This window comes from Marinobacter guineae (assembly GCF_002744735.1).
In the GTDB taxonomy this organism is placed as follows: Bacteria; Pseudomonadota; Gammaproteobacteria; order Pseudomonadales; family Oleiphilaceae; genus Marinobacter; species Marinobacter guineae.
Genome location: NZ_KZ319339.1, coordinates 940,019 through 955,718, shown reverse-complemented (window position 1 = coordinate 955,718; position 15,700 = coordinate 940,019). Strand labels below are relative to the sequence as shown.

The 15,700-nt window shown below is 57.7% G+C and carries 12 protein-coding genes; 6 read left to right on the top strand and 6 right to left on the bottom strand.

The features are described 5' to 3' along the window. Positions 1–26: 26 nt before the first annotated feature. Complete coding sequence (locus tag CLH62_RS04325) at positions 27–770, top strand: Nif3-like dinuclear metal center hexameric protein (protein WP_099616893.1); 744 nt, start codon at positions 27–29, stop codon at positions 768–770. A gap of 285 nt (positions 771–1,055) precedes the next feature. On the opposite strand, the gene CLH62_RS04320 is transcribed toward CLH62_RS04325, so the two are convergent. Continuing rightward, entirely contained in the window at positions 1,056–1,496 is a 441-nt protein-coding gene (locus CLH62_RS04320) for a Z-ring associated ZapG family protein (protein ID WP_099616892.1), read from the bottom strand. Between the two features lie 231 nt (positions 1,497–1,727). Between CLH62_RS04320 and zapE the strand changes: the two genes are divergently transcribed. From zapE to CLH62_RS04295, 5 genes are all read left to right on the top strand, one after another. Continuing rightward, positions 1,728–2,825 carry a cell division protein ZapE gene (gene zapE, locus CLH62_RS04315; RefSeq protein ID WP_211285685.1) on the top strand — a complete coding sequence of 366 codons (1,098 nt, stop codon included), beginning with the start codon at positions 1,728–1,730 and terminating at the stop codon, positions 2,823–2,825. 159 nt (positions 2,826–2,984) lie between these two features. Then, a complete protein-coding gene (locus tag CLH62_RS04310; RefSeq protein WP_099616890.1) occupies positions 2,985–4,169 on the top strand; it encodes a thiolase family protein in 1,185 nt (394 codons plus the stop codon). 235 nt (positions 4,170–4,404) lie between these two features. Beyond that, positions 4,405–6,258, top strand: coding sequence for a DUF1302 domain-containing protein (locus CLH62_RS04305; RefSeq protein WP_099616889.1), 1,854 nt, complete (start codon positions 4,405–4,407; stop codon positions 6,256–6,258). A 33-nt stretch (positions 6,259–6,291) separates the two neighbouring features. Further along, positions 6,292–7,653: a DUF1329 domain-containing protein gene (locus CLH62_RS04300; protein WP_099616888.1), complete on the top strand. Its 1,362-nt coding sequence runs from the start codon at positions 6,292–6,294 to the stop codon at positions 7,651–7,653. A gap of 215 nt (positions 7,654–7,868) precedes the next feature. Further along, positions 7,869–10,571 carry a helix-turn-helix transcriptional regulator gene (locus tag CLH62_RS04295; RefSeq protein ID WP_099616887.1) on the top strand — a complete coding sequence of 901 codons (2,703 nt, stop codon included), beginning with the start codon at positions 7,869–7,871 and terminating at the stop codon, positions 10,569–10,571. Here the strand turns inward: CLH62_RS04295 and CLH62_RS04290 are convergent. From CLH62_RS04290 to yacG, 5 genes are all read right to left on the bottom strand, one after another. Further along, the gene (locus tag CLH62_RS04290) at positions 10,537–11,451 is read right to left on the bottom strand and encodes an acyltransferase (protein WP_099616886.1); all 915 of its coding nucleotides are present in this window, start codon (positions 11,449–11,451) and stop codon (positions 10,537–10,539) included. The two genes, CLH62_RS04295 and CLH62_RS04290, sit on opposite strands and share 35 nt — an antisense overlap. A gap of 12 nt (positions 11,452–11,463) precedes the next feature. Then, positions 11,464–12,399 (bottom strand): glucosaminidase domain-containing protein, encoded by a 936-nt coding sequence (locus CLH62_RS04285; RefSeq protein ID WP_099616885.1) that lies wholly within the window; start codon positions 12,397–12,399, stop codon positions 11,464–11,466. A 92-nt stretch (positions 12,400–12,491) separates the two neighbouring features. After that, positions 12,492–14,663, bottom strand: a complete 2,172-nt coding sequence (locus CLH62_RS04280) for a hypothetical protein (protein WP_099616884.1) — start codon at positions 14,661–14,663, stop codon at positions 12,492–12,494. A gap of 157 nt (positions 14,664–14,820) precedes the next feature. Continuing rightward, on the bottom strand, positions 14,821–15,381 hold the full coding sequence (locus CLH62_RS04275) for a YfaZ family outer membrane protein (RefSeq protein WP_099616883.1): 561 nt from the start codon (positions 15,379–15,381) through the stop codon (positions 14,821–14,823). Between the two features lie 123 nt (positions 15,382–15,504). Next, positions 15,505–15,693: a DNA gyrase inhibitor YacG gene (gene yacG, locus CLH62_RS04270; protein WP_099616882.1), complete on the bottom strand. Its 189-nt coding sequence runs from the start codon at positions 15,691–15,693 to the stop codon at positions 15,505–15,507. Positions 15,694–15,700: the final 7 nt, after the last annotated feature.

Sequence of the window (15,700 nt, the reverse complement as noted above, 5' to 3'; positions counted from 1 at the left end):
AGATATAGCCCCGTCGGGAGATTTTCATGGCAGATCGAAACAAGATCCTTACTAGAATCGAACAATGGCTTCAGCCCGGTGACTTTCAGGACTACTGTCCGAATGGTCTGCAGGTTGAAGGCAAGTCCGAAATCAAGACCGTCGTATCCGGCGTAACCGCCTCAAAAGCCCTGATCGAAGCCGCCATTGAAGCGAACGCCGATATGATCCTCGTTCACCACGGCTATTTCTGGAAAGGCGAAGACCAACGCATCCAGGGCATGAAACGTGAACGCCTGAAACAGCTTCTCGACAACGACATCAACCTCGTCGCCTACCATCTGCCGTTGGACGACCACCCCGAATACGGCAACAACCGCCAGTTAGCGCACGTTCTGGGCATCAAGAACCCCCGCCCGTTAGGTGGTCTTGTCTGGGAAGGTGAGCTTGAAGAGGCGATGTCTCCGGAGGAATTCGGCCTGCACCTTGGCAGGCAGCTCCATCGCGAACCTTTATGGGTAGGCGAGGGCCCCAGTTCAATTAAACGGGTAGGGTGGTGCACCGGTGCCGCACAGGGGTTTATTAACACTGCCCTGGACGCCGGTCTGGACGCCTACATCAGCGGTGAAATATCCGAGCCGACGACGCACACAGCACGAGAATGCGGTATCCATTATTTTGCAGCCGGTCATCACGCCACTGAACGTTATGGTGTGCAGGCTCTCGGAAAGGCATTGGCTGAGGAGTTCGGGATAAATCACCAATTCATCGATTGCGACAACCCGGTATAGCGGCGAACACGGGGCCAGATGAAAGCTTTCAACTGACCCCTAATTCAATTTGCCTTTGATCCAGAAATAAGATTTGAGAGCCAAGGCGAATAGCACTGAGGTCGGATAGAGCGGGTCAGGATGTGCTTTCCAAAACTGTGCGGAGCCATGGATGGCGGAGCTCAAGCGCCACATGGATGTGCCGTAAGGAGCGGGTTTTGGAAAGCACATCCTGACCCGCTCCTGCACCAAAACTCTGAGTCCAGAGAAGGTCAAAACTTCGAGTTTCGGGCGGGCTGGTAGCCATCAAGCCTGCTGAGCTTTATCGCCCTTCTTGAGCCCGAAGTCCTCAGCAAGCGTCCCGGAATCCTTCGGATCGGTCTTGGGAGCATAATCCCGCGGCGGCTCAACGCCATCCTCGCGGACCTCCTCCAGACGCTTCTTCGAAGTCTCCTGCGCCAACTCCTCCATCCAGTCCTCATCATTGCAAAGACGGTTGGCACCACGTGCCAGATGCTGGTTTACATCCCGGTAGACATCGTTGAACCGGCGCAGCAAATGTGCCGATTCCATGAAATGCTCATTCACCTGGGCCTGGTAGCGCGTGTACTCGCTTTTCAGTTCCTCAATCTGCTGTTCCGCCCGGCGCTGCCGAAGCGTCGTTCCCTGCCCGGAACGGCCAACAAATACCCCGATGACAATGCCAACAACCAATGCGGCAATCGCTGCCAGAATCAGGTTTGTCATATGCTGTGTCGTCCTTTTTCCTAGAAGTGAGCCAAGCCCCTGCTATACGAGTATAACGCCCCGGGCTCCATCATCCCATGATTGTGGCCTGCGCCAATCGTCGTATTGCTCCTCTGGCGCCCAACGTGGCGAAAAATCGCCAAATGCGAGACAATACGGCGCCCAAATTTACGACCAACTTCCGGGAATACCTTGATGACAGCTTCGATGTCCTCCGAAAACAGTGCGACCCTGACCCCTTGGCAACGTTACCAGAAGGATCTTGAACGCCCGGATTTTCAGAAGGACCCGGCCCAGGAAGATGCCGTAAAGCGTCTTCAGTCACTTTACGACAAACTGGTGGAAGCCGAAAGTGATCGTAACAAGGCAATGACCAAACTGCGCCGCAAACTGAAAAAAGGTCGGGAAAAGCCGATCAAGGGCCTGTATTTCTGGGGCGGGGTCGGCCGCGGTAAAACCTACCTGATGGACACCTTTTTCGAGTCCCTGCCTTTCGAACGCAAGATGCGGGTTCACTTTCACCGCTTCATGCAGCGTGTCCACAACGAGCTCAAATCCCTCAAGGGTGAGAAGAACCCCCTGGAGCTGGTTTCCAAAAAGTTTGCAGACGAGACCCGGGTTATCTGCTTCGACGAATTCTTTGTGTCGGACATCGGCGACGCCATGATCCTCGCCACCCTGATGGACGGACTGTTCAGCCGTGGCGTCACCCTGGTGTGCACGTCCAATATCGTTCCGGACGGTCTCTACAAGGACGGCCTGCAGAGAGCCCGGTTCCTGCCTGCCATTGAGCTGGTCAAGAGGCACACCGATGTGGTCAACGTCGACGGTGGCGTGGATTACCGGTTGCGAACCCTTGAGCAGGCAGAACTGTTCCATTCCCCGCTGGATGAAGAGGCGGATATTAGCCTCCGGAAGAGCTTTGATGGACTGGCGGTTGAAGCCGGAAAACACAGTAAAACCATGGAAATCAACGGCCGCAAAATCCCGGCCCAGGCCCATGCAGACGACGTGGTCTGGTTCGATTTCAAAGACGTCTGCGATGGCCCCCGCAGCCAGAACGACTACATCGAAATGGCCCGCCAGTTCCACGCCATCATCGTCAGCAACGTGCCGGTGCTGGGCAAGGAAAAAGACGACCAGGCCAGGCGCTTCATTAACATGGTTGATGAATTTTACGACCGCAACGTCAAGGTCATCATCTCCGCCGCCGCTCCCATCACCGAACTCTACACCGGCGGTCGCCTGAGCTTCGAATTCGAGCGCACCGAGTCCCGCCTGCTGGAGATGCAGTCCCGGGAATACCTCGAAGCACCGCATAAACCCTGACAATAATTTGGTCGGGGAAGAGAATGTTTTTTAGCCACGGACGCTCACGGACAAAAGCATGCAAAAGCCGATGACAAAAAGAAATTTTTTCTTTTCGTCCGTGAGCGTCCGTGAGTGTCCGTGGCAAAATCAGTAAAACCAATAAAGAGAGATTCAGAAATGAGCACAGACAGCGTAGTAATCGTAAGCGGTGCCCGTACCCCCATGGGCGGCTTCCAGGGCAGTCTGGCCGATGTCAGTGCCACCGACCTGGGCGCCCTCACCATCGCCGAGGCCGTAAAACGCGCTGGCCTGCAACCTGCGGATGTGCAGGAAGTCATCATGGGCAACGTGCTCCCCGCCGGCCTCAAACAGGGCCCTGCTCGCCAGGCCATGCGCAAGGCCGGCCTGCCGGATAACACCGGTGCCACCACCATCAACAAGCTCTGCGGCTCCGGCATGAAAGCCGCCATGTTCGCCCACGACCTGATCAAGGCCGGCAGCAACGACATCATGGTTGCCGGCGGCATGGAAAGCATGTCCAACGCCCCGTACATCCTTCAGGGCGTCCGCACTGGCTATCGCATGGGCCCGGGCCAGGCGCCCCAGGACCACATGTTCCTCGACGGCCTCGAAGACGCCGAAACCGGCCGCCTGATGGGCGCCTTTGCCCAGGAAATGGCAGACAGGAAAGGCTACACCCGTGAAGAAATGGATGAATATGCCATTACCTCGCTGACCCGGGCCAAGAAAGCCATCGAAGCGGGCCTGCTGAAGGACGAAATCATCCCGGTCACCGTGAAAACCCGCAAAGGCGAAGTCGTTGTCGAAGATGATGAACAACCCCACAACGCCAACATCGACAAGATCCCGAGCCTCCGCCCGGCCTTCTCCAAAGATGGCACCGTAACCGCAGCCAACGCCTCTTCCATCTCAGACGGCGCCTCCGCACTGGTCCTGATGCGTGAATCCGAAGCCGAAAAACGCGGTATCAAGCCCCTGGCCCGAATCGTCGGCCACAGCACCCAGTCCCAGCATCCCTCCGAGTTCACCTGCGCCCCGGTTGGCGCCATCGAAACCCTGTTCGGCAAAACCGGCTGGAGCAAGGAAGACGTCGACCTGTTCGAAATAAACGAAGCCTTCGCCATGGTCGCCATGATGCCCATCCGCGAACTCGGCCTGGATCCCGAAAAAGTCAACATTCACGGCGGTGCCTGCGCCCAGGGTCACCCCGTCGGCTCCACCGGATCCCGGCTGCTGGTTACTCTGATGTACGCCCTTCAGCGTTACGGCAAAAAGAAAGGCATCGCAGCCCTCTGCATCGGTGGTGGTGAAGCTACGGCCATGGCTATCGAGATGCTCTAAAAAACCACCAAAACCAAGGTGGTTGCATCCAAAATTGTTGTCTATAGTGATTCTGTGCGACGAAACCCGGCGGTAATAGAGGTGTGAGAGCAAAATCATACTTTTGACTGATCAAAGCGCCCGAAGGCGTTAGCTATAGTGCCAACATCACGAGCACTGTGCACGAAGCCTCCAATACATCGTGAACACCAATAATCAGAGCAGCGACTCAGAACAACAATGGAGTAGCCTTCCAATGACAAGAAAAACATACCAATGGCAGCGTTGGACCAAAGTACCGCTGGCCGTGGCCGTTGCAGCCGGAATGTCCGGTCAGGCAGCCGCCTATTCGTTTTACGTGGGAGATGTGGAAGCCCAGTTCAACACCACGCTGTCCGCCGGTGTCGGTTGGCGAGTCGAAGATCGCGACAAACGCCTCATCGCCCAGGGTAACCTTGGCCCGGAGTATGCTCCAGGCGGCTCACTCGCGAATATCGGGGCCTCCACCAACAACTACGACGACGGCAACCTGAACTTCGAGTCTGGCGACACCTACTCCAAAATCGTCAAGGGTAACAGTGAACTTTACCTCACTTACGACGTCGACAGCGCCTACCTTACCCGTGTTGGTGGTCTGCTCCGGGGCCGCTACTGGTACGACTTTGAATTGAAAGACGAAGGCCGTGCCGTTGATTACGTCGGTCAGCGCCGTGAACTGAATGACGACGCCAAAGACAACGCTTCAGGCGGGGAAATTCTCGACGCCTACATATTCTCGGACTGGTATTTTGGCAACGTTCCCGTCAGTCTCCGCTACGGCAAACAGGTGGTGAGCTGGGGTGAGAGTACCTTCATCCAGGGCGGTATCAACGTTATTAACCCGGTCGACGTTCCGGCTTTCCGGGCGCCGGGCTCAGAGCTGAAAGACGCCCTTCTGCCGGTTGAAATGTTCTATATGTCTGCCGGTGTGACCGAGAACATCACGCTGGAAACCTTCGTACAGGCCGATTGGGAACCCATTCGCCCTGACGACTGTGGCACCTTCTTCTCCACCAACGATTTCGCCGCCGACGGCTGTGGCCCGGTTCTGCTTGCCGGCCAGTTGCCGGACTCCCAGGCACTGGCTCAGGGTTTTATCGCGCCACGCCTGGGCGACAACGAAGCCGATTCCAAAGACCAGTTTGGTGTCGCCATGCGCTGGTACGTGCCGGCCCTGAATGACTCCGAGCTTGGCTTCTACTACATCAAGTACAACAGCCGCCTGCCTTACGTGAGCGGCACAGTGAAGGATACCGGTGAGCAGTTCCCCTCCTACTTCATTGAGTACCCGGAGAATATCAACCTCTACGGCATCAGCATCAACACCACCACCCCAGGCGGCTGGTCATTGGGTGCGGAATACTCCTATCGTGACAAGCTGCCCCTGCAGTGGAACGCGTTCGAGCTGATCTACGGGGGTATTCAGCTGGATAACCCGGTTGACGGCACCGACGTAAGTCTTCTTGAGCAGCGCAGAAAAGAAGAGTTTGGCGGTGAAATCCCCCCGGGTTCCAAAGTCAAAGGTTACGACGAGTACGGCGTGTCGCAGGCTCAGTTCACACTGATCAAGTTCTTTGACCAGGTTATGGGCGCAAGCCGTCTCTCCCTGATCACAGAATTCGGCGCGACCTACGTGCACGACCTGCCAGATTACGATGAGGCTCGTTATGGCCGTTCAGGTACTTTCGGTGTGGGAACGATTCCGAGCGCTGGCGGTCTTGATGCCTGTGCGCTGGGTGTGAACATCAATACCAACTATTGTAACAACGAAGGCTTCACAACCGACTTCTCCTGGGGTTACCGTACCCGGCTGGTATGGAGTTACCCGAACGCGCTTGCGGGTGTTAATCTGTCACCGCAACTGGCCTGGAGCCACGACGTCGAGGGTTACAGCCCGCAGCCAGGCGGCGCCTTCAACGAGGGTAGCAAGGCTATCGGCCTGTCCGTGGAGGCGGTGTACCAGAACAAGATTACCGGTGAAATCGGCTATACAAACTTTTTCGGCGGCAAGCCGTATAACGAGTTGACTGACCGCGATTTCGTGAGTGCAAGTGTTTCCTACTCATTCTGAACCGGCAAAAATTCGTTTAATGAGGGAATTTAAATGAAACTGAACAAGAAACTACTGGCCACAGGCGTTCTGGCAGCGAGCATGTTTGCCGGCCAGGCCTGGGGTGCGGTTTCTGCTGAAGAAGCGGCCAAGCTGGGCAATTCGCTGACCCCGATGGGTGCAGAGAAAGCCGGCAATGGTGGTGAAATCCCCCCGTGGACCGGTGGCCTGACCACCCCTCCGGCCAACTACAAGGGTGACGGCATCTACGTGAATCCGTACCCCAACGAAGAGCCGAAGTTCACCATCGACCAGAGCAACGTTGATCAGTACAAAGACAAACTGTCCCCGGGTCAGGTTGCCATGATCAAGCGTTACGACGACTACTTCATGCCGGTGTATGAAACCCACCGTTCTGCCGCCTATCCGCAGGAAGTCATGGAGCAGACCGTTGAGAATGCAACCACCGTAGAGCTGATCAAGGATGGTAATGGCCTGGGCAACTACCAGTCTGCTACTCCCTTCCCGATCCCTCAGAACGGCCTGGAAATTATCTGGAACCACATTACCCGCTACCGCGGTGGTTCCGTGCAGCGTAACGTCGGTCAGGTGACCCCGACCGAGAACGGCGATTTCTCCGTTGTGAAATTTCAGGACGAGCTGACCTGGCGCACCTACCTGGCGGATTACTCGCCAGGAGATGATCCGAACGTCCTGTTCTACTTCAAGCAGGCCATTACCGGGCCAGCCCGTCTGGCGGGTAACGTCTTGCTGGTTCACGAAACCATTGATCAGGTTGCAGAGCCACGTCGTGCGTGGGTTTATAACGCGGGTCAGCGGCGCGTTCGCCGTGCGCCCCAGGTAGCCTACGACGGACCGGGTACAGCCGCAGACGGTATGCGTACCTCTGATAACTTCGACATGTTTAACGGCGCACCGGATCGTTACGACTGGGAGCTGGTCGGCAAGAAGGAAATGTACCTTCCGTACAACTCCTACAAGCTGGTTGACCCGAGCCTGACCTATGATCAGATTATCAAGGCTGGCCATATCAATCAGGATTTCACCCGCTATGAACTGCATCGTGTATGGCACGTGCGTGCAACCCTGAAAGAGGGTGAGCGTCACATCTATGCCCAGCGTGACTTCTACATCGATGAAGATTCCTGGCAGGCCTCGGTAATCGACCACTACGACGGTCGTGGCGAGCTCTGGCGTGTTGCTGAAGCCCACAACATGCAGTTCTATGACCAGAACGTGCCCTGGTATGCCATAGAGACACTGTATGATTTGCTTTCTGGTCGTTATCTGGCACTTGGCCTGACTAACGAAGAAGAAAACCCATATGAGTTTGGTGTCGAGCGTCGCTCCAGGGACTACACGCCGGCAGCACTGCGCCGTGCCGGTACCCGGTAAGCGCAAGCTCAAAGCAAAAAAGAACGGCGGGCCTTCGGGTCCGCCGTTTTTTTAACACGCCATAAAATCCTTTTACGTCAAAATTTTGCAGCCCGCCCCTCAATTGGTTTAACCTTCTTCTCATACTAAAGGCGTACCCGATGCCGGTCGCCGCTCAAAAGTCAGTGCAAAGATCCACTTTTCCGGCGGTATTAGGCAGTTCAGGCCGGATTTAAATGGGGCAGTGCGTGAAACCATTCAATGATGGCTGTGCAGCCAATGATGAATTCCAGTCAGCAAACAGTGGTCTTCAGCGGGGTGAACTGGTCAGGGGCCTGCTCAGGCAAAGGGTGCAGGTTCCTGCCGTGCCGCCGGATTCAATGGCACGGCCGAAGCTCGACAGCAAGATAGCCGAAGCGCTGAACTCCAGCAGTGTTCTGTTTATTGAGGCGCCTTGTGGTTACGGCAAATCCCATGCCGTGGTCAGCGCACTTGGTGGTTCCGGTGTGTCGAGCGATCAGGCCCGCTGGATTGCGCTGAATGCCCAGGACAACGCACCATCACGCTTTCTGACACTGCTCGCCATTGCCCTGGATCTGCCCGAGACTCCAGAGCAGGGCCGCCAGGGTGGCGCGACCTTCTCAGACACCCTGGCGATGATGCAGGTGGCGCTGGCCCACAAGAGCGCGGAGCAGCCACGGATCCTGGTTTTGGACAACCTGCAGAATCTCGGCAACCCGGCCGTAGTCGAACTGCTGCAACAACTGGTTGCAGATTTTCCGGCCGGCTCCTCGATCGTACTCATTTCCCGCAAGGCACTGCCTTTCGAAACCCACGGTCTCGAGCTTGAAAACCGGTTTACCCGAATTGGCTCCGAAGCACTGGAATTCTCACGCTCAGAAACCTTCGAATTCTTCCAGCCGGCCATGGCAGGAAGCCAGCTGACCAGCGTGGCCGTAGACAAGCTGTATGACATCACCGAAGGCTGGGCAACGCCACTGGCGCTTTATCGTCGTGAAGTGTCCCGGAATCCGGAGAGAAAACCGATACAGGAAACGGCGGGAGTGGAACGGTTCCTGAAAGAATCGGTACTGGGTGGTCTTACGCCCGGCCAGCTTCGATCCCTGCGGGGTATTGCCGAGTTGGAGCTGTGTTCCGATGAACTGTTCCTGGCCCTTGAGTCGCTGTTGCCGGACACCGGTTTCGTTCCCTCCCAGGCCGTTGATCGAGGTCTTCCTCTCAAGTCCCTGCCCGGCCGGGGGCGGTGGTACCGGCTTAACCCGCTGATGCAGGAATGGCTCAGAACCCCCATGATGGCAGGCTACGCCGAGCGGATGCTTCAGGCCAGCCGCTGGTTTGGTGTGCGGGATCAGTTCCCGGAAGCCCTCAAATACGCCCTGCTGGCGGGGGATGCTGACGAAGTGATCCGAATCGCCTCCGAGGGCTCCGAAGCCTTGCTGCTGGGGCAGGACACGGCGTCACTGCTCAGACTTCGCAAGAGCCTGCCAGCCCAGTTGCTTGAGCGCAGTGCCCGCCTGCGAATTGTCTACAGCTGGGTTCATGCCATTGGCGGGCAGTTCCGTCAGGCCAGAGCCCTCATTGAAGGCCTGCCGGAGTCCGATCGGGAAGAGCACGCGGCACGGATCTGTGCTCTCAAGGCGTTTATTCTCAGGGGTGAGGGCAGCGTGGCCCCGGCACTGGAAATGGCCGACAGGGCACTTGCAGAAGGTGAACTCAGTACCCAGGGGCAACTGGTGACGCAGATGGTGCGTTCCAGTGCCCTGTGCGCGGCCGGTCGCTTCCAGGAAGCCCGGGAAGCCAACCGGGCCGCGGCACGGCTGGCCCGGGAAGCGGGGGATTCCGGCTCGGAAGCACTGGCCGTCTATGCCCATGCCCGCATCGAACTGGGCAAAGGCGCTCTTAAACACGCCGAGCAATTACTGCGCACCGGCCTGGATACTGCCATGCAGGAGCTGGCCCGGCCGGCACGGATTGGTGAAACCCGGCTTCAATTGAACCTGGTATTGGTGCTCTGGCACCAGGGCCGGGAAGCGGAAGCCGACCGGCTGTTGGTAACCTGTGGTCGGCATGCCGAACAGACCCGGGATCTGGGCCTGCTGCTGGCGATGACCATTCGGGTGCTGATGTGCAGGGCCCAGGGCCGGCTGGAAGACGCTTTTGTCTGGATTGGCCGGGCCGAGCGCACCATGCATTCCTGGCAGGTGGATGAATCTCTGTTCGTTCCGGTTCTTGAGGCCCTCAAGGCCAGTTGCTGGCTGGCCCAGAATCAGATCGATAGCGCCGATCAGGCGGTCAGCAAGCTGGCGCCCTACCGGGAGGCGGGCTGTGTGCCGGAACTGTTCCCGATGATGCCGGGCCTGCTGGATTGTCTGCAGGTTCGGATTGATCTGGCCCGCGGTGACCTGATCCGCGCCCGGGAAACCCTGCAGGGCATTCGTGAACGCTACGAGGGCACGATCCCCTGGGGGGTTGAGCTGCACATGCGGTTGCTCGAAGCGGTCATTGTTCAGGATGAAAAAGGTCTTGTGGTTGCCCAGAAGATTCTGACAGCCGTGGTTATTGAAGCGGCTCGCGAGCACTTTATCAGTCCGTTCTCGGAGTTACGGGGAGAGCTTCAGGATCTGATGGAGAAAGGCTTTGGTCAGCTGCCGGAGGGCCCATTCAAGGAGGCCCTGGGAAATCTTTTCGAGATTAAACCGCAGACCAGTGGTGTCGAAGCCCTGGCGGAACCGATCAGTGAGCGGGAGCAGGGCGTACTGGAGCTGATCGCCAAGGGGCTTTCAAATCAGGAGATTGCCGACAAACTGCACATTTCCCTGCATACCGTGAAAACCCACGCCCGGCGCATCAACGCCAAGCTCGAAGTAAAATCCCGCACTCAGGCTATTGTGCGCGCCCGGGAACTGGGGCTGCTTTGAGTTCTTCGATTCGGGCGTCTTTTTCGGCCCAGATCTCACTGACCCAGCGCTGAAACGCGGCCCGGGTTTCCCGGTTGTTTTCGTAATCCATCCCCAGAAATTCACCTGGAATCTCGCGTACCCGAATGTCGACGATGATCCTCCGGATGCGCCCGCACAGATAATCCCAGAAACTGGCCCTACCATGGGGGTAAACTATGGTGATATCCAGCATGGTGTGAATCATCTCGCCCATGGCCCCGAGCACAAACGCCGTGCCACCGGCCCTCGGCTTCAGCAGGTGCCGATAAGGTGAGTTCTGACGGTCGTGTTTCTCCGGCGTAAACCGGGTCCCCTCCATGAAGTTGAAGATGGTTACCGGGGTGTAGCGGAATTTCTCGCAGGCGGCCTGGGTGGCGGCCACATCCTTACCCTTAAGTTCCGGGCGTTTGGCGATCTGCTCTTTGGTGTGCCGGTGCATGAACGGAAAATCCAGTGCCCACCAGGCAACCCCCAGAAACGGAACCCAAATGAGCTCCTGTTTCAGAAAAAACTTCAGCAGCGGAATCCGGCTGTTCAGAACGTATTGGATGGCCGGGATATCGGCCCAGCTTTGATGATTACAGGTAACAAAGTACCAGTGCCGTCGGCTCAGGTTCTCCACGCCCCGAACATCCCATGCCACCTTGTGCAGCAGATCCATCAGCAGGTTGTTGAAGCCGATCCATACCCAGGCAATGTTGTTCAGAACCACGGTGCAGCCCTTGCGAATGGCGACAATCGGCAGCACCAGCTTGAGCAGGGCAAATACCAGCAGTACGGGGAACAGAATCAGTGTGTTACACAGTATCAGCAAGGCCGCCAGGAGTCCCTTCAGCGGCGCAGGGAGGAAATTAACCATGCAGGGGAGTCTCTAGCCTTCAGCCGGGGTACTGTTCAGCGATGATTGACGGGGCAGCAGCCTGGCTTCCGTTTCGGCGGATGCCAACTGTTCCAGACTGTCCGGAGTCAGATTGCGGACCACGCTCCGGAAGTCGTCATCGTAAAACTCCAGGTTGTTGTAGTGAATCATTGCCCGTATCTCTTCTACGTACTCTTCACCACGCTCGGAATAGCCCAGCAGACCCTCGGCAAGGTCCGCTCCGGAAAGCGAAGCATTGTTGCGTCGATCCCGCAGACGGACATCCCTTAACAGCTGGTAGGTGGGGTGCCGGTTCAGGTTCTGGATGTAAGCCCGAACCGAGCGATAAGGCGATGAGAAGTGCGCGACCTCATGGCTGGCGCCCTCGGGACGACTCAGCGGTACCAGGCCACAGCCTTTGGAGAAGCACCACTGGCCGAACAGGTTGTTGCCCTTGGTAGCAAAGCGGGAGGTGCCCCAGGCGGATTCATTGGCAGCCTGGGCCAGAATCAGCGAGGGCGGAATCACATCCAGGCGTTTGCGAAGCAGGGCAAACTGCGCCTTGCTGCCGGGTTCGGCATCCACCCTCAGCCGCTCGGACTGCTGGGCCAGCCAGCGATATTCCTTGGCGGTCAGTTCCTTCTTGCTGGCAAGACTCCCCAGATAATCCCGTTCAATCAGGATTCGTGAGTTGGCCAGAACAATGCGCGGATAAAGGAACGAAAAGAACGCCGCCTTCTTTTCGGTGGTATCCCGGTATTTTGAGAAGTCCGGCAGGTCGTCATTGGCCCAACTGGGCAGGGGAGGCAGGGAGGACAGTGCGGGCTCAGATCCGCTGTTGTCGGAACGGCTCTGCCCAACGCTCGCCGATGGCGTATAAAGACTGCCCCCGATCGCAAACGCAATCAGCGGAACCATCAGCATAAAAGCCCGTTTACCTGCAGACATAAAACCTCTCGTCCAAGTCGATATAGCAATAATTATAACAGGTTATACGAGCGCGTTTGCCAGTTGGGTTTTACGGCATGGCTCCGGACGGGTCAGGGCAGTCGAGTGGCGATCACCAGCCCCACCTGCTCCTCGCTGGCCTCTGTAGTCCGGAACCTCAGGAAGAACTGGTCCTGACTGCCGGTGTGAAAGCCTTCGAGCTCCAGATTACCGGCACTGAACCGGACCCGGCCATCACCGGTCTGGGTGTAGGTCAGGGCAATGTCCGGATCTTCATGAAGTTCCGGCGTCGTCACCGTCTCATTGCTCACCGAATGGCTGCTGGTCAGGGAAATGGGCGAGAAGGTTGCCGTCGTGGAGGAGTCGATGGTCAGCAGGGCATTGTCGAAATGCCGCAGCCGGTTTGTATCCGGTGCCAGCCCCAGTGCCACCCCCTGAAGCCGGAACTGGCCTGTGGAAGGTGCGCTGGCGACGGTCTGCTCCGCAGCGATCAGCAACCCATCTCCCATGGGGCTATCGTCCAGATTGAAGGCCATCAGGGTGCCGTCAGGGGTGCTGGCGCCAATGCCGATGTCCGGTTGTTCGAAGTCCCCTGAAGCGGTGGTTATGTCCAGGTTCAGCCGGCCAATATCCTCATCTTTCGTGCTCAGCCGCGATGTCCGGCTGCTAAGGGTCCAGTCATCCGTGCGGGTACCGGTGTTGTCGGTGGCAACGCCGCCGGCATTGCCGCGCTGAACCGTGGTGAAGGTCTGGGACTGGTTAACCGTGCCTGAGTCGATCTGCCACTGGCCAAGCCCGGTTTCAATCGCCATCGGCGATGCCCCATCGCTGAAGCGGGTTGCCAGGTACAGGATGTTGTAATTCCGGCCATTGAGTGAGCTTGAATCGAAACCTTCCTTGCGCAGCAGATTGATCTCGAGCACAGACAGATACTGGTCCTCCAGCGTGCCGAGCCGCCGCAACTGGTCGCCTTCGGCTTCCAGTTCAATGGCCTTGCCCGCGCTGAAATACCCGCTGATGACCCGGTCCGGCCCCGTGGTTTCATCCACCGGAAGGCTGGTGAAGGCATTGAGGTAGTAAGGGTTGCGGGTCCAGCCGATGATCTTTGAACTGCCCCGGCCGGTAATGCTCTGGAACAGGGCCCGGCCAGCCAGCAGGCGGGTGTCTTCCAGCAGGGTGGCAGCACCGGGAGAGGAAGAGTGGGTGTTACGTTCCCAATCTTCAGAACCGCGCACAAAGAAATTATTACCATCCTGATGAATCAGGGCTTCACGGTCATAGGGAATGTCATTCGCCAGGGAAGTGACCCGGATGTTGAAGGCATCAAAACTGGTCAGGGTCAGGGCCGGGTAAACGTAGCCGGTGCCATTGGCGTCTTCCAGTACTTCTTCCTGGGCGGTGCGAACACCCCATTGGCCAGAGTCCACCAGGGACGGTTCCAGAAAGGTCTGGTCCAGTTCGATACCCAGGAATACCGAGTTGTAGTCTGCGGAGCTCGCGCTGATCTTGCCAGAAGAGGACTCATCCAGCACCGCGTAGTCGGCCATGGCACTCACGTAACGGGCGAAATCACCCCGCGCGGCAAGTAGGGCAAGTGCGTCCTGCAGGTCGGCACCGGAGGGAATGTCAATCTCGAAGTCGTGAACCTGGTCGGCCAGGGTCGACCACACATACTTGTTCAGGCAGAGCTCGCCGTTGGCATCGGCCACGCAGTCCAGAATGGCCTGGAATTCCCCGGGGGTATAATTGCTCAGGGTGTTTCGCACCAGGTACTCGGAGAACGGATTCACCTTCACATCCCGGTCTGCATCGGCGGCGAGGGCCCGCATGCGGGTGTTGCCATAGACAGCTTCAATGATCACGTCCGGCCCCAGAGGGAGGCCTTCGGTGAACTCAATGATGGTAAAACCTTCGCTGTCGGTGCGGGTGGAGATCGGCGGCTCGCCCAGGGTCTGCAGGGCCGTGTTGGTGTAGTAAACGCTCACCCTGTCCGGTTGCACGATTCTCAGGTTGCGGCGGGTGGGTTCGCCAGTGCTGGATACGCCATCCGGCACTTCCATGGTAATCCGGACTTCATTGGTTTCCAGTCCGCCGGCGTTGGTGGAGTCGCCGGTACTGCCGGAACTGAAGTCATCCACCGGGTTTTTGCTGCCGGCAAAATCGTTGGGCTGGGTGCTCGCGCCCTCAAGGGCATCTTCGCCGCTTCCGCATCCGGCGGTAAGCAACAGGGTGGAGCAGAGGAGTATACCGAAAGTGAATCGCATGCCTGGCTATCCGTGCAGAAAGTACAGGCAAACAGTCTAACAGTCGGTTTTTCGGGAAAGCGTGAGGAAAAGCACGAAAGAGCTACGGGAAGGGCACGAATCGCGCGCCCGGGATCTCGTCTGGGGATCCCGGGCGCCCGTTACAAAGAGGCAGGAATCAGAAGAAGATCTTCATGCCGGCCATAACACCTTCGTCCAGATTCACATCACCGCGCAGCGGGCGATCCAGCTCGGTATTCAGGTAACGGTAGCCCGCAAATATCTCGGCATTGCGGATAACCCGATAGCTGCCACGCAGCTCCAGGCTGGTCATGTCATCCGAATCGCCAAACGAGAGAATGCTTGGCGCATAGTGCAGGCCGCCAGTAAAGGACAGGCCCGGCACGTTCGGAATGTTGACAGTGGCAAAACCGCCAAGACCCAGGGCGCCGCCATCAGCCCGGCTCTGATCCCAGTAGATACCACGCATGCCGATGCCGGCGGTCGTGGGCAGGTTACCCAGAGCGGTGCGGCCCTGGGCATGAAAATCCACGTTCAGGATGTCACGGCTGCCTTCGTGGTAGGTGTAGCCCGTGCCCAGCTGGATGTCGTTGCTGCTTCCAAAGAAATTCACCTGGCCTTTCACCGAATCGTTGGTAAGGCTCAGGTCAACATCGCCTGCAAATGCCGGTGCGGCAGCCAGGGAGAGAATCATCAGGGAAATCCGGGACGCTTTCATGTGTGCACCTTCGGTAAGTTATTAATTGATTTGGCGGTATGGTAACGGGGCGCCTGAGACCACTCAACTTAAAAGGCGGTAATTCCCGGTTGCCTCGGCGTTTCGGGTTTAGGATTCAGGAGCTCAGTGCCGGGTAGTTTCCCCACCCTGGTCCAGGTCCTCCGGTGAGACGTTCTCGGCCGGTACCCGGTATTCCTCGTTGGCCCAGGCCCCCAGGTCGATCAGTTTGCAGCGCTCCGAGCAGAACGGGCGCCAGGGGTTGGATTCCGTCCATTCCACGGATTTTCTACAGGTTGGGCATTCAACGTTCATGGCTACC

What these genes read in the sequence shown, in the direction of transcription:
- CLH62_RS04285 (WP_099616885.1), bottom strand. Translation starts at nt 12,399, where the DNA reads ATGTCTGCAGGTAAACGGGCTTTTATGCTGATGGTTCCGCTGATTGCG.
- CLH62_RS04295 (WP_099616887.1), top strand. Translation starts at nt 7,869, where the DNA reads ATGGGGCAGTGCGTGAAACCATTCAATGATGGCTGTGCAGCCAATGAT.
- CLH62_RS04320 (WP_099616892.1), bottom strand. Translation starts at nt 1,496, where the DNA reads ATGACAAACCTGATTCTGGCAGCGATTGCCGCATTGGTTGTTGGCATT.
- CLH62_RS04305 (WP_099616889.1), top strand. Translation starts at nt 4,405, where the DNA reads ATGACAAGAAAAACATACCAATGGCAGCGTTGGACCAAAGTACCGCTG.
- CLH62_RS04280 (WP_099616884.1), bottom strand. Translation starts at nt 14,663, where the DNA reads ATGCGATTCACTTTCGGTATACTCCTCTGCTCCACCCTGTTGCTTACC.
- CLH62_RS04300 (WP_099616888.1), top strand. Translation starts at nt 6,292, where the DNA reads ATGAAACTGAACAAGAAACTACTGGCCACAGGCGTTCTGGCAGCGAGC.
- CLH62_RS04275 (WP_099616883.1), bottom strand. Translation starts at nt 15,381, where the DNA reads ATGAAAGCGTCCCGGATTTCCCTGATGATTCTCTCCCTGGCTGCCGCA.
- yacG (WP_099616882.1), bottom strand. Translation starts at nt 15,693, where the DNA reads ATGAACGTTGAATGCCCAACCTGTAGAAAATCCGTGGAATGGACGGAA.
- CLH62_RS04325 (WP_099616893.1), top strand. Translation starts at nt 27, where the DNA reads ATGGCAGATCGAAACAAGATCCTTACTAGAATCGAACAATGGCTTCAG.
- CLH62_RS04290 (WP_099616886.1), bottom strand. Translation starts at nt 11,451, where the DNA reads ATGGTTAATTTCCTCCCTGCGCCGCTGAAGGGACTCCTGGCGGCCTTG.
- CLH62_RS04310 (WP_099616890.1), top strand. Translation starts at nt 2,985, where the DNA reads ATGAGCACAGACAGCGTAGTAATCGTAAGCGGTGCCCGTACCCCCATG.